Raw genomic sequence first — 12,713 nt, forward strand, 5'->3', positions numbered from 1 at the left:
ATTCAGATGGCCAAGCGCATCGACGTCAGCGGCCTGTCCGCCTACTACGGCTCCCACCTCGCCATCGAGGACATCTCGATGACCGTGGAGCCCCGCTCCGTGACCGCCTTCATCGGCCCGTCCGGCTGCGGCAAGTCCACCTTCCTGCGCACCCTGAACCGCATGCACGAGGTCACCCCCGGTGGCCGCGTCGAGGGCAAGGTGCTGCTGGACGACGAGAACCTGTACGGGGCGAACGTCGACCCGGTGGCCGTGCGCCGCACGGTCGGCATGGTCTTCCAGCGCCCCAACCCGTTCCCGACCATGTCGATCTTCGACAATGTCGCGGCGGGCCTGAAGCTGAACGGCTCGTACAAGAAGAACCAGCTGTCGGACATCGTCGAGAAGTCCCTGCGCGGCGCCAACCTCTGGAACGAGGTGAAGGACCGGCTGAACAAGCCCGGCTCCGGCCTCTCCGGCGGTCAGCAGCAGCGTCTGTGCATCGCCCGCGCGATCGCGGTCGAGCCGGAGGTGCTGCTGATGGACGAGCCGTGCTCCGCCCTGGACCCGATCTCCACCCTCGCGATCGAGGACCTGATCGGCGAGCTGAAGGAGCGCTTCACGATCGTCATCGTGACGCACAACATGCAGCAGGCGGCCCGCGTCTCGGACCGCACGGCGTTCTTCAACCTCGCGGCGGTCGGCAAGCCCGGCAAGCTGGTGGAGATCGACGAGACGGAACGCATCTTCTCCAACCCGTCCGTCCAGGCGACCGAGGACTACATCTCGGGCCGCTTCGGATAGGTCACCCGGCAACGGGGCCGGCCCGGCCCGGGGGACGGGTGGTGACGTCCGGTGGCTGGTTTCCACCGGCGAACCGCCCCGTCTCCCGGCGGACCGGCCTCGTCCCCCCAACGGCCTTGGGGTGCTGCATGGCGGTGCCACCGCAAGGCGAAGGGGCCGCCCCCACTCCCCGTCCAGGGAGTGGGGGCGGCCCCGTTTCCGTGCGTGCTCGGGTCACCCGAAGAGCAGGACGACGACCCCGTAGCTCGCGGCGGCGACCACCGCCGCTGCCGGCATCGTGATGAACCAGCCAAGGATGATGTTCTTGGCGACACCCCAGCGCACCGCGTTCACCCGCTTCGTGGCGCCCACGCCCATGATCGCCGAGGTGATCACATGCGTCGTGGAGATCGGTGCGTGGAACAGGAACGCCGAGCCGAACATGATCGACGCACCCGTCGTCTCCGCCGCGAATCCCTGCGGCGGGTCCAGCTCGATGATCTTCCGGCCGAGGGTCCGCATGATGCGCCAGCCACCGGCGTACGTACCCAGCGAGAGCATCGCCGCGCAGACCAGCTTCACCCAGACCGGGATCGGGTCGCTCGGGCTCTCGACATCGGCGATGACCAGGGCCATCACCACGATGCCCATCGTCTTCTGGGCGTCCTGCAGACCGTGGCCGAGCGCCATGCCCGCGGCCGAGACCGTCTGGGCGATCCGGAAACCGCGCTTGGCCTTGTGCGGATTGGTCTTCCGGAACAGCCACATGATCACGACCATCACCAGATAGCCGACGACCAGACCTATGACCGGCGAGATGAACATCGGGATGACGACCTTGTCGAGCACCCCGTCCCAGTGCACCAGCGTCCCACCGGCGAGCGCCGCACCGACCATGCCGCCGAACAGTGCGTGCGAGGAGGAGGACGGCAGTCCGAAGTACCAGGTGACGAGGTTCCAGATGACCGCCCCGACGAGCGCGGCGAAGAGGATGCCCATCCCCTTGTTGCCCTCGGGGGTCGCGATCAGGCCCTCGCTGACGGTCTTGGCGACGCCGCTGCCGAGGAACGCACCGGCGAGGTTCATCACCGCGGCCATCGCCAGGGCCGCACGTGGCGTGAGTGCACGGGTCGAGACGGACGTGGCGATGGCGTTCGCCGAGTCGTGGAAACCGTTCGTGTAGGTGAAGCCGAGCGCGACACCTACGGTCACGATCAGCGCAAAGGTGTCCACGTGGTTCAGGACTCCTTGACCGCGATGGTCTCCACCGTGTTGGCGACGTGCTCGAACGCGTCAGCCGCCTCTTCCAGTACGTCCACGATCTGCTTCAGCTTCAGCACCTCGATGGCGTCGTACTTGCCGTTGAAGAGGTGGGCGAGCAGCTTGCGGTGGATCTGGTCGGCCTGGTTCTCCAGGCGATTGACCTCGATCCAGTACTCGGTGAGATTGTCCATGGTGCGCAGACCCGGCATCGCCTCGGCGGTCAGCTCGGCCGCCCTGGCCAGTACCTCGATCTGCTGCGAAATGCCCTTGGGGAGTTCCTCGACCTGGTACAGCACGACCAGGTCGACGGCCTCCTCCATGAAGTCCATGATGTCGTCGAGCGACGACGCGAGGTTGTAGATGTCCTCACGGTCGAACGGCGTGATGAAGGAGGAGTTCAGCTGGTGGAAGATCGCGTGGGTGGCATCGTCCCCCGCGTGCTCCGCTGCCCGCATGCGCTCCGCGATCTCGACTCGGGAGGCAGAGTCCGCCCCGAGCAATTCCATCAGGAGTTTGGAGCCCGTGACGATGTTGTCCGCAGAGGCGGAGAACATGTCGTAGAAGCTCGTCTCCCTGGGGGTCAGACGAAAGCGCACGTGGGGTCCTCAGATGCTTTGGATTCGGTCAGGCTGATGCTAGGCGCATCATCCGGCCACGGCTAACCGGCATTCTTCAGTGTCGCGCATCGGACAGCGCGATCCGCACGACCCCCAGGTCACGGTTCGGCAGAATTCGGTATCATATACCCACCAGGGGTATACGGACGCAGGGCAGCGCAGGCAGCAGGAAAACGGGAGGCAGCAATGACCACCACCGAGGCCGCCGGAACCACCGCCGACATCACAGAACCGGCCCCGGTCGTCACCGATCACGACCGGGGCATACACGGCTACCACCACCAGAAGACCGAGCACCTCAAGCGACTGCGCCGGATCGAGGGCCAGATCCGCGGCCTGCAGCGCATGGTCGACGAGGACGTCTACTGCATCGACATACTCACCCAGGTTTCGGCGTCCACCAAGGCACTTCAGTCCTTCGCGCTCCAGCTCCTGGAGGAACACCTGCGGCACTGCGTCGCCGACGCGGCGGTCAAGGGAGGCGCGGAGATCGACGCGAAGGTGGAGGAGGCCACGAAGGCCATCGCCCGGCTGCTCCGCACCTGAAGCGGGGGCCTGCGTCCGAGGGATACGGGGCCGCCCCGGAGCGGGGACTGCCCGACCCCCCGGGAGGTCCGGTGCGGGCCCGGCCCGGTGCGGGGCCCGGCACTCACCTCCGGCGCTCGGCCTGGAGCGGGACGGTGGTCCGGTCGCTGATGACCGTGACGTTCAACACCTCGTCGATACGGTCCGCGCTGAGCCGTTCACCGATCGCAGCCGACGCGGCGATCATCAGCTCGCCGCAGAGCTCGATCTCGGCGAGCGCCACATGGTCGGATACGGCCGGCGTGCCGAGCGTCACCATGTAACTCACCTCTCACTGCCGTCACCGACTTCCTAGCGTAGAGAGTGGGCTACACCCCGCGCATGGCACGGACGGACCATTTCACGCCCACCGGCATGCCTAGTGCCGCGGCAGGTACTTACGTCCGGGCAGCCGCCCCGCTCCGCCGGTCCGCGGCCGTCCACCGGCCCTGCTGGATCCGCCCGGTGTAGATGTCCCGGTCGTCCGGCAGCCGTACCGAGACCGGGACCCCGAATCCGGTCAGCAGCGTCGTCGACACCACTTCCACGACCGGACCCCGGTTGGCGAAGCTGAACCGGTGGCGGACCTTGCGCAGCCGGCCCTGTTCGTCCAGGTACGCGTCGAAGACCACCGTGTCGGTATGGAACCCCTTCGCCGCCGCGGACAGCGCCCCGCGCGAGGCCGGCGAGGCCTCGCGCGCCGCCCGGCCGATCCTCGCGGTGCCCCGGTAGTGCCGCACGGCCACCCCGGCGAACCCGGTCCTCCCCACGTACGTCACCTGCTGTGCACCGCGCAGCAGTTCGGCGGCGGCCATCGGATCGGTCACCCCGCCCGTGACCAGATTGCCGTCCTCCAGGGTCGTCGTGTCGATCCTGACCCATTTGTCCGCGGGCACTCCGGCGCCGCGGTTCATCATGTAGAGCGCTCCGGGGGCGAGGAGTTCGGTGATGGGGCGGTGCTCGACCGCACCGGCGGCGTCCTTGGGCAGCACGACCGTGAGCCGGCCCGTCTGGTTGCGGAAGTCGTAGGTCCCGCGCCCCCTGATCGTCAGCCGGGTCCCGCCCGCCGCGGTCTCCATCGAGGTACGCACCTCGGCGGTACCGGCCGCGGGCCGGGCTCCTGCCCCGTGGGTGCCGGCCCCGGTCATCACACCGGTTCCGCCCACCGTCTCCGCGAGCACCTCGGCCGCGCGGCGGACCGCGTCCAGGGAGCCGGCACCGTCCCGCTCATCGGCCATGGCGCGGTCGCCGCCGTCGCTGTCGCGCGCGCATCCGGCGGTCGCCGCCATCACGCCCACCACGGCAAGGGCGCAGACAGCGCGCGCCCTGCTCCCGGACCTGTGCTGCTGCACCACCATCGTCTGCCAACCCCCAACGACGTACTGCTTGCCCGAGCCTCCATCCGCTTCGCATAACGACAGCCCGTGTCCCCCGTCACGCCGCCCCGTACGCCACACCGCCGAGTGGCCCTGCCGAGTACCGTGGACGGGTGCATGTGCGACCCGCCGAAGAGGTACCGCAGACTTCCCCCACCCCCGCGCCCTCGGGGCACGAGCCCGTGACCGTGGAACGCGGCTCCTTCTGCACCGCCCGCTGCGGCTGCGGCTGGTCCGGTCCGGCCCGCCGCTCCAGGGACCGGGCCCGCACGGACGCCGCGGAACACCGCGCGGCGCCCTGACCTCCCTCGTTCGATCGCCCCACCGACAGCCTCTCCCCCCCACCGACCGGTCCCGAGCGTCCCGTCCCGGAGGTCCGATGAACCCGCTGTCCCTGCCCGGCCGGCGCACCCTGCTCACCGCGGGCGCCGCGGCAGCACTCACCGGCGTCACCGCGACCGCCTGCAGCGGTGCCTCCGCCTCCGGTCCGAGCCCCGGGCCCGGCGCGGGCGGCAGCTCTCCGACCACCGTTCCCGCCTCACCGGCCCCGTCCGGGCCGGCGCAGCCCTCCCCGTCCGGACCCGCGAACTGGTCCGCCCTGGCCAGGAGTCTGGACGGCACCCTGGTCCGTCCCCAGGACGCCGACTATCCGACGGCCCGTCAGCTCTACAACACCCGCTTCGACGGCCAGAAACCCGCCGCCATCGCCTATGTCGGGCACGAGGCGGACATCCGCGAGTGCCTGGCCTTCGCCCGCCGCACCGCCACCCCCGTCTCCATCCGCAGCGGCGGTCATTCCTACGCCGGCTGGTCGAGCGGCAACGGACGCCTCGTCATTGACGTCTCGTCACTGTCCCGCGTCGAGCGGAACGGCACGATCGGTGCGGGTGCCCGGCTGGTCGACGTCTACCGGGGGCTCGCCCGCCACGGTCTGACGATCCCCGGCGGCTCCTGCCCCACCGTCGGCATCTCCGGTCTCACCCTCGGCGGCGGCCATGGCGTCGCGTCCCGCGCCTACGGCCTGACCTGCGACAGCCTCACCGCGGCGACCGTCGTCACCGCCGACGGCAGAACCCTCACCGTGGACGCCACCCAGCACCCGGACCTGTTCTGGGCGCTGCGCGGCGCGGGCAACGGCAACTTCGGCGTGGTCACCGAGCTGGTGTTCCGTACCCGTCCGGCCCCGCAGGCCGTCACCGCGTACCTGTCCTGGCCGTGGTCGCGCGCCCGGTCCGTCATCACGGCCTGGCAGGAGTGGGGGCCGTCCCAGCCCGACGAGATCTGGTCCTCCGCTCATCTCGACGCGGGGCCGGGCGGTGTCGCCCCGACCGTTTCGGTGGCGGCGTTCAGCCTCGGCACCTACGGCGACCTGCAGAACGCGGTCGACCGGCTCGCCGACCGGATCGGCGCCTCGGCCTCCTCCGTCTCGTTGCGCCGCCGCGGCTACCTGGAGGCGATGCTCGGGTACGCGGGCTGCTCGGGCATCACCGAGGCCCAGTGCCATCTGCCGGGCACGACGCCCGGCCGCACCGCACAGGGCGCCCTCCGGCGCGAGACGTACGCCGCCGCGTCCGACTTCTACGACCGCACTCTGTCCCCGGCGGGGGTGAGCGCCCTGCTCGACCGGACCGAGGCGTTCACCCGGATTCCCGCGTCCCGGGGCGGCGGCGGCACCATCGTGCTCACCGCACTCGGCGGGGCGATCAACCGGGTCTCCCCGCAGGCGACGGCCTTCGTCCACCGCGGTTCGCGCGTGCTCGCCCAGTACATCGGCGCCTGGCGCGCCGGTGCGACCGGCGGCCCCGCACAGGACTGGCTGGAAAGCACCCGCACGGCGATGCGCCGGTACGCGTCGGGAGCGGCCTACCAGAACTACCCGGACCCGACGCTGACGAACTGGCGCCAGGCCTACTACGGCACGGCGGCCGACCGTCTCGCCCGGGTGAAGAAGCAGTACGATCCCGGCCGCCTCTTCGCTTTTCCGCAAGGGATCTGACGCCCCCTCGGCATCGCGCCGGCCGGTGCCGCGAGCCCCGGCCGGTACTTGCCCGGGGGCCGGGGGGCACCTCCGCTCCTACGCGGCCAGGTCCTTCTCGCCGTCCCCGCCGCCCGCGCCCGGCCGCGGCTCGGGGATTCCGAAGGCCCCGGCCCGCTCGTCGGACCGCACCGACGCCGACGGCACCGGGCGACGCGACCGCACGAGCCGGCCGAGCCGGTCCGAACGGGAGACGGCCGCCGTCAACGGCGTCAGCAGCAGCGCCGCCAGCGGGGCGAGCAGCAGCGCGACCGCCGTGCCCAGCGCGAAGCCGCCGATCACATCGGTCGGGTAGTGGACACCCATGTAGATCCGGCAGAAGCCCTCCACCAGGGCCAGGCCGATCGCCGCGATGCCGAACTTCCGGTTGGCCACGAACAGCCCGACGGCCAGGGCCATCGCCATCGTGGCGTGGTCGCTCACGAAGGAGAAGTCGTTCTTCCCCTCCACCAGGACATCGAGCCCCTGGTGGTCCCGGAACGGACGCGGCCGCTCCACGAACCCGCGGATCGGAATGTTGACGAGCAGCGCGATCCCGGCGGCGAGCGGGGCCCAGACGATCCCGGCGACCGCCGTCACCGCGTCATCGGCCGTGCCGCGCCGGCGCACGCTCCACCAGCACCACAGGACCACCAGGACCATGCCGAGCATGATCCCGTACTCGCCGACGAACTCCATGACCCGGTCGAACCAGGCGGGAGCGGACTTCGCGAGTCCGTTGATGTCGTAGAGCAGGCTGACGTCGGGGTTCGACCCATCCAGTGCGAGTCCAGCCATCTGCCGCGGTCCCTTGCCTTGTCTGCTGCCACGGAGCACGCCCATGTGCGCCGCCTGCCGAACCCCCGTGTCGGTTCGTTCCCTGCGTGGATCGGTCGATCGGTCGTACGTGGACCGGTACCGCGTGGCTGCTCCGTACGCTCCGTCCACGCGGAATGCCCCGATCAGCTCCGCGTGGTCAATGCGGCGCCGCCGATCCACTCAGGGAACGACACGCCTGCTGCGGACGTTCCACCCTCTACCGAAAGATCACCATGACGTTATCGAAGAGTGACTCGTCGTCGCAGCTCAGGCCCTGGGCTGGACAGAGACTTCCGGCCAACGCCGCCCCGGTTCCCTGCTGCTTTCACGCCGCTTTCACGCCGCCGGCAGGGCGGTGGGAAGGGCCGCAGCCCCCTCCTTGGTGACCCGCGTCGCACCGAAGTAGTCGGGCGTGTCGATCTTGTCGAACCGGATCACGGCCCCGGTGTACGGAGCATTGATCATGTACCCGCCCCCGACGTACAGCCCCACGTGGTGAATGGCCCGCGAATTGTTCAGATCGTCCGAGAAGAACACCAGGTCGCCGGGGAGCAGTTCGTCCCGAGAGGGGTGCGGCCCGGCGTTGTACTGGTCGTTCGCCACCCGGGGCAGTTCGATCCCCACCGTGCGGTACGCGGCCTGGGTCAGCCCGGAACAGTCGAACCGGCCCCCCTGCTCGGCCGTGCCGTTGCCGCCCCACAGGTACTTCGTACCGAGCTTCTTCTGGGCGAAGTAGATCGCCCCGGCAGCCTGCTTCGAGGGCTGCACCCGCCCGACGGGCCGGGCGAAACTCTTCTCCAGCGAGCGGATGACGGACACGTAGTTCTGCGTCTCAGCAATGTCCGGAACCCCACCCGCGCGAATCACCCGGTACGCGCCCGCGTTGTACGCCGCCAGCATGTTGTCCGTCGGATCCCCCGGCACCTTCTTCACATACCCGGCGAGTTCGCAGTCGTACGAGGCGGCGGACGGAATCGCATCGGCCGGATCCCACACGTCCCGGTCCCCGTCCTTGTCCCCGTCGATCCCGTGTCCGGCCCAGGTCCCGGGAATGAACTGGGCGATGCCCTGGGCGGCGGCAGGACTCTCGGCCCGCGGGTTCCACCCGCTCTCCTGGTACAGCTGGGCGGCCAGCAGGGCCGGGTTGATGGCGGAGCAGAGGTTCCCCCACTTCTCCACCAGGGACTGGTACTTCGTGGGCACGGCCCCCTTCGCCAGTCCGACGGCTCCGCCTCCGACACCGGCGAGCCCGGCGGCGGCGGAGTACGTACCGACGACCAGCAGCGCCACGAAGCACACCGCCATGCCGACACCGATGCCACCGACCACCCAGAATTTCCGCACCCCTCAACCATCCCCCATCGGGGACGTGTTCATGAGCGGTTTCGCGGGTGTGTACGAATCATCCGGCGTGTCCGGTTGCGCCGACCGGCCGCACCGGCACACTGACCGCCCCTCAGGACGCCCTGCCGGACCAGTGGTCGGAGTGCACGTTGGGACGAGGGAGCGGGTAGACCCCTTCATAGGCGGGCCCGTTCGGCTCGGACGTGGAGTCGGCGACCTTCGACTCCTCCACACAGGGGCTGTCCGCTTCGAAGAACACCTGCCCCTTGCCCCGCACGCTCACGCTGATGCCGAAGCCGTCCTTCGTCTGCGCGTAGACCGCCGGGAACTCCTCGTCGTTGTTCTTGGCCTTGATGCGGTAGTCGCTCGTGCGCCAGAACTTCTCGACCTGGTCCAGGAACTCCTGCCGACGCTCCGCCGACACGATGGTCATCACGGTGCGCCTGCGCGTCACATCGCAGCTGCCCGTCGTCGTCGGGCCGTGCGCCCACTGCACCTCGGGACGGATCTCCTTCAGTACGGCGTCGAGCATTCCATCGGACCGTTCGGCGGCCTCCTGCATGTTCATGCCGCTCCCCTTGGGGCTCTCGGTGCTCTGGGTGCTCTGGGTGGGCTTGTTGGTACTGCCGCCGCTCGACCGCCCGCCCTCGGTTCCGCAGCCGGACAGGGCGAAGCCGACGGCCAGGCTCACCGCGACGATCTGGAACCTACGCCTGTGCTTCATCGCTGTTCCTCCATCTTGAGCCGGTCGGAGTGCCCCGACACGATCAGAGCGATGCTGTCCGCCGACATGGCGTCCCGTACCGGATCGAAGTAGTTGGAGTGCGCGCTGAAGCTCACGCCGCCGGTACCGAGCATGGGCTGTCCGGGGGCCACCGGGAAGCGCCGGGCTCCGAAGGCCTTGCTCGCCGGGTCCTTGCCGAACCAGAGGTCGTCGTTGCCCGGGTCAGCCAGATCTCCAGCGAGGTACGCACCCGCCGGACCCCCCAGAATCATCCCTATCGCACCGACGACGGTCTGGGTCTTGGACGGAAGCTTGGTCACCGGGTCGTTCTCCGCGGCACCGACGAAGACGTGCCCGCTGCCGACACCGAGGTCCACGGCGCGGTCCACGCCGACTCCCGGACTGCCGACCAGGATGATGTCGTCCACCCCCGGGATCCCTCCGTTGTTCTGGGTCGCGGAGCCTACGGTGAGGGAACCGTAGGAGTGGCCGATGGCCGTGATGTGCGGGTCCTTGTTCTGGTTGGTGGCCGAGATGCCGGCCATGAACTCGTTGTACGCCACAGCACCCTTCTTCGCCCGGCCGGTGCCCGCGACCGCCAGACTGTGCAGCCCGTCCGGCGTCTGCGGGGCGTCGTATCCGAGCCAGACGATCGACGCGGTGGACGGCTCGTACCCCTGGGCACCGATCGCGGTGTCACGGGCCCGTTTGAGACCGCCCTTGGCGAATTCCTCGTCGAGCGAGGTGTTCAGCCCCGGCACATAGGCCGAGACGTGCTGCGAGGTGTCGGGGTTCCCGTAGGAGACGATCGCTCGCCCGTTGCCCTCGTCGCTGATGCCGATCAGGTACATCGGCGGCTGGCTTCCCTCCTGCAACTGCCGTTCGATCTCCCGCACCCCAGCCAGCTGCTTCTTCGACTTCGAGTCGGTCTGCCCCTCCAGTTTGGAGATCAGCGCGGGGAGGTTCCTGCGGTTGGCCGCGTCCCGGTCCGCCACCGGGATGCCGTCCAGGTTGCCGATCCGGTCCGGGGAGAGGTCCAGGTACTGGTCGCGCTGTTGCTGGGTGAGCCCCTTCCACCAGGTCGCGCGCTGAGCCGGGGTGGCGCTGGTCGGGATGCGCTCGTTGAGGTAGGCCCGCTCGGCGTCCCGGACCGCCCCCTCGACACGCGTACCGGACCCGGGCAGCCCGGCGACCGCTCCGCCGCCACCGCCGGACGAGGTGGTCATGTGCCAGGCGGCGGTCATGAACTGACCCTTGTTCCACTGACCTCGCGCGTCGCGTGCGGCCTGGGCGTACTGGTCGGCGATGCCCTTGGCCCGGTCGGCCGGGTGCAGCACCGTGTCGACGGCGCCGCTGACATCGCCCCACAGGCCGTCGTCGCCGACGACTCCGGTGAGGAAGTTGCCGTTGGAGGGGCGGGCGGAGGTCGCGTCGGCGCTGGGTCTACCCGCGTCGACCGGTGAGGTGGAGCCGCCGGTGGCGGATTCGGTGGATCCGGTGGTGTTGGTGGACCCGGTGGTGTTGGTGGATCCGGTGGTGTTGGTGGATCCGGTGGTGTTGGTGGATCCGGTGGTGTTGGTGGATCCGGTGGTGTTGGTGGAGCCGGCGGAGGTTCCGGAGGTGTCTGCGCTGCCGGAGGTGTTTGCGCTCCCGGAACCGCCCGAGGCATCGGTGCCGCCCGTACTGATGTCGCCGGTGCCACTGGTGCCGCCTGACGAAGCGGAGCCACCGGAAGCATCCGACCCCCCGGACGCTCCCGAACCTCCGGATGCGTCCGAGCCACCGGTTCCGCTTCCGCCGGTCACGGTCGAGCCCTCTGCGCCCGCCCCACCGACGGAGTCGGAGCCGCCACCGGTCGGGCCTCCGCCTCCGTCACCCGTGTCCGAGCCCTCGCCGGCGATCACACGAACATCGGGCGGCGGGCAGGCGCTACCGGTCAGTTGGCAGATGGCGTTGCGCATCTCGCCGGTCAATTGGCCGCCGATGCCCGTCGCCACGATCCCACCGATGAGGGCCACGACCACGAGGATCAGGCCCAGGTATTCCATCGCGGTCTGACCGGCATCCCGACGCCACCGAATCATCCGCGCCACGCTGAACGGCCGGTGCTCGAGGCGCTGTTCAGGACTGAGCCCGAACCATTCGCGGGCGCTGGGCCGGAGCAGCAGAACGATGACAGCAACCGGCATCACCAGCTGCGTCACGCCTTGCCCGTCGCTGGCCTCATTCAGTGTGGCCAGGGCGCCGAGGGTGAGCCAGGCGTGTACGGCGAGGAGCCCGCGCCAGATCCAGACACCCCCCGTACGCAGGTAGAGCGACAGGATGAAGCCGGTGATGCCGGGCAGTGCGGCGTACAGCACCATGCCCAGGAAGTGGCCGTCCACCGCATCGACGGACGAGGCCACGACCAGCGCGTCGATCGCACCCACGACGGTGACGACGAAGAGCAGTCGGACGAGAACCAGCACCGCTTGCAGGGGACGCGATAACGACTGCCTGCCCGGACGGACCTCAGCAGCACCCACGTCCGCGCCACCCGGAACCGCTAACTCTCGTATGCCAGACACAACGAGTCTCCCAGCTTGGTGAGTGGGCGCAGCGACACTTCAACGGTGTCTGTATGCGACCACACCAACACGGTGCGCGGCATGGGCCCCTGGACCCAATGCAAGACTCAAATGACGACGTGACTGGCCATCACATACCCTCACTGGCAGGCTCTTTACGGGTCATTGGGGGCTATGCCATGAAATCAGGTAGCCTCGGCGGACCAGAAGTCGGAACGAACGTTGGGGCGGGGAAGGGGATAGACGCCTTCATAGGCGGGTCCGTTCGGCGGAGTGGTGGACTCGGCTACTTCGGACTCTTCCACGCAGGGGCTGTCGACTTCGAAGAACGCTTGTCCCTTGCCTCCGATACTTAGGCTGACCCCGAACCCGTCCTTCGTCTGCGCATAGATTGCCGGAACGTCCGCATTATTGTTTACGGCCTTGATCCTGTATCCGCTCTTACGCCAGAAGCGATCAACCAACCCCAAGAAGCTACCTCTGCGCCCCTCAGAGACTACAGTCATAACGACACGCATGCGAGACACATCACAGCCTCCCACGCTTGTAGGTCCGTGCGCCCACTGAACTTCCGGTTTGATTTCCTTTAATACTGCGTCAAGGATTCCGTCAGCACGGTCGGCCGCATCCTGCATATTCATTCCGGCCCCCCTCTCTCGATCC

General features: G+C 69.1%; 13 protein-coding genes. 4 read left to right on the top strand and 9 right to left on the bottom strand.

Annotation, left to right across the window (positions count from 1 at the left end; translation table 11 throughout):
• Nucleotides 1-6 precede the first annotated feature (6 nt).
• Nucleotides 7-783: a phosphate ABC transporter ATP-binding protein PstB gene (gene pstB, locus AB0L71_RS24970; protein ID WP_365246925.1), complete on the top strand. Its 777-nt coding sequence runs from the start codon at nt 7-9 to the stop codon at nt 781-783.
• Between the two features lie 213 nt (nt 784-996).
• Here pstB and AB0L71_RS24975 read toward each other — a convergent pair whose 3' ends face one another.
• Both AB0L71_RS24975 and AB0L71_RS24980 read right to left on the bottom strand, forming a co-directional pair.
• Complete coding sequence (locus AB0L71_RS24975) at nt 997-1,995, bottom strand: inorganic phosphate transporter (RefSeq protein ID WP_365246927.1); 999 nt, start codon at nt 1,993-1,995, stop codon at nt 997-999.
• A gap of 5 nt (nt 1,996-2,000) precedes the next feature.
• The gene (locus tag AB0L71_RS24980; RefSeq protein ID WP_365246929.1) at nt 2,001-2,621 is read right to left on the bottom strand and encodes a DUF47 family protein; all 621 of its coding nucleotides are present in this window, start codon (nt 2,619-2,621) and stop codon (nt 2,001-2,003) included.
• Nucleotides 2,622-2,828: 207 nt separating this feature from the next.
• Here AB0L71_RS24980 and AB0L71_RS24985 point away from each other — a divergent pair, with 207 nt between their 5' ends.
• Complete coding sequence (locus tag AB0L71_RS24985) at nt 2,829-3,188, top strand: metal-sensitive transcriptional regulator (protein ID WP_365246931.1); 360 nt, start codon at nt 2,829-2,831, stop codon at nt 3,186-3,188.
• A 103-nt stretch (nt 3,189-3,291) separates the two neighbouring features.
• Here the strand turns inward: AB0L71_RS24985 and AB0L71_RS24990 are convergent, their stop codons facing one another.
• Both AB0L71_RS24990 and AB0L71_RS24995 read right to left on the bottom strand, forming a co-directional pair.
• On the bottom strand, nt 3,292-3,486 hold the full coding sequence (locus AB0L71_RS24990) for a hypothetical protein (RefSeq protein WP_365246933.1): 195 nt from the start codon (nt 3,484-3,486) through the stop codon (nt 3,292-3,294).
• A gap of 118 nt (nt 3,487-3,604) precedes the next feature.
• The gene (locus tag AB0L71_RS24995; RefSeq protein WP_365246935.1) at nt 3,605-4,564 is read right to left on the bottom strand and encodes a hypothetical protein; all 960 of its coding nucleotides are present in this window, start codon (nt 4,562-4,564) and stop codon (nt 3,605-3,607) included.
• A gap of 137 nt (nt 4,565-4,701) precedes the next feature.
• On the opposite strand from AB0L71_RS24995, the gene AB0L71_RS25000 reads away from it, so the two are divergent.
• Together AB0L71_RS25000 and AB0L71_RS25005 are read left to right on the top strand one after the other, a co-directional pair.
• A complete protein-coding gene (locus AB0L71_RS25000) occupies nt 4,702-4,884 on the top strand; it encodes a hypothetical protein (RefSeq protein WP_365246995.1) in 183 nt (60 codons plus the stop codon).
• Nucleotides 4,885-4,961: 77 nt separating this feature from the next.
• Nucleotides 4,962-6,578, top strand: coding sequence for an FAD-binding oxidoreductase (locus AB0L71_RS25005; RefSeq protein ID WP_365246937.1), 1,617 nt, complete (start codon nt 4,962-4,964; stop codon nt 6,576-6,578).
• Nucleotides 6,579-6,656: 78 nt separating this feature from the next.
• On the opposite strand, the gene AB0L71_RS25010 is transcribed toward AB0L71_RS25005, so the two are convergent.
• The 5 genes from AB0L71_RS25010 to AB0L71_RS25030 form a co-directional block, all read right to left on the bottom strand.
• A complete protein-coding gene (locus AB0L71_RS25010) occupies nt 6,657-7,394 on the bottom strand; it encodes a phosphatase PAP2 family protein (RefSeq protein ID WP_365246939.1) in 738 nt (245 codons plus the stop codon).
• Nucleotides 7,395-7,751: 357 nt separating this feature from the next.
• Nucleotides 7,752-8,759 (bottom strand): bifunctional lytic transglycosylase/C40 family peptidase, encoded by a 1,008-nt coding sequence (locus AB0L71_RS25015; RefSeq protein ID WP_365246941.1) that lies wholly within the window; start codon nt 8,757-8,759, stop codon nt 7,752-7,754.
• Nucleotides 8,760-8,871: 112 nt separating this feature from the next.
• The gene (locus tag AB0L71_RS25020; protein ID WP_365246943.1) at nt 8,872-9,483 is read right to left on the bottom strand and encodes a hypothetical protein; all 612 of its coding nucleotides are present in this window, start codon (nt 9,481-9,483) and stop codon (nt 8,872-8,874) included.
• A complete protein-coding gene (locus AB0L71_RS25025) occupies nt 9,480-11,951 on the bottom strand; it encodes an alpha/beta hydrolase (protein ID WP_365246945.1) in 2,472 nt (823 codons plus the stop codon). The genes AB0L71_RS25020 and AB0L71_RS25025 overlap by 4 nt, the downstream gene beginning before the upstream one ends.
• A 284-nt stretch (nt 11,952-12,235) precedes the next feature.
• Nucleotides 12,236-12,691: a hypothetical protein gene (locus AB0L71_RS25030; protein WP_365246947.1), complete on the bottom strand. Its 456-nt coding sequence runs from the start codon at nt 12,689-12,691 to the stop codon at nt 12,236-12,238.
• Between the last annotated feature and the right edge of the window lie 22 nt (nt 12,692-12,713).

The sequence above is a fragment of the Streptomyces sp. NPDC052052 genome, from assembly GCF_040680455.1.
Classification (GTDB): domain Bacteria; phylum Actinomycetota; class Actinomycetes; order Streptomycetales; family Streptomycetaceae; genus Streptomyces.

Excerpts from the sequence above, each read along its gene's own strand:
- pstB (WP_365246925.1), top strand. The coding sequence starts at position 7 with ATGGCCAAGCGCATCGACGTCAGCGGCCTGTCCGCCTACTACGGCTCC.
- AB0L71_RS24985 (WP_365246931.1), top strand. The coding sequence starts at position 2,829 with ATGACCACCACCGAGGCCGCCGGAACCACCGCCGACATCACAGAACCG.
- AB0L71_RS24990 (WP_365246933.1), bottom strand. The coding sequence starts at position 3,486 with ATGGTGACGCTCGGCACGCCGGCCGTATCCGACCATGTGGCGCTCGCC.
- AB0L71_RS24995 (WP_365246935.1), bottom strand. The coding sequence starts at position 4,564 with ATGGTGGTGCAGCAGCACAGGTCCGGGAGCAGGGCGCGCGCTGTCTGC.
- AB0L71_RS25005 (WP_365246937.1), top strand. The coding sequence starts at position 4,962 with ATGAACCCGCTGTCCCTGCCCGGCCGGCGCACCCTGCTCACCGCGGGC.
- AB0L71_RS25010 (WP_365246939.1), bottom strand. The coding sequence starts at position 7,394 with ATGGCTGGACTCGCACTGGATGGGTCGAACCCCGACGTCAGCCTGCTC.
- AB0L71_RS25020 (WP_365246943.1), bottom strand. The coding sequence starts at position 9,483 with ATGAAGCACAGGCGTAGGTTCCAGATCGTCGCGGTGAGCCTGGCCGTC.
- AB0L71_RS25030 (WP_365246947.1), bottom strand. The coding sequence starts at position 12,691 with ATGAATATGCAGGATGCGGCCGACCGTGCTGACGGAATCCTTGACGCA.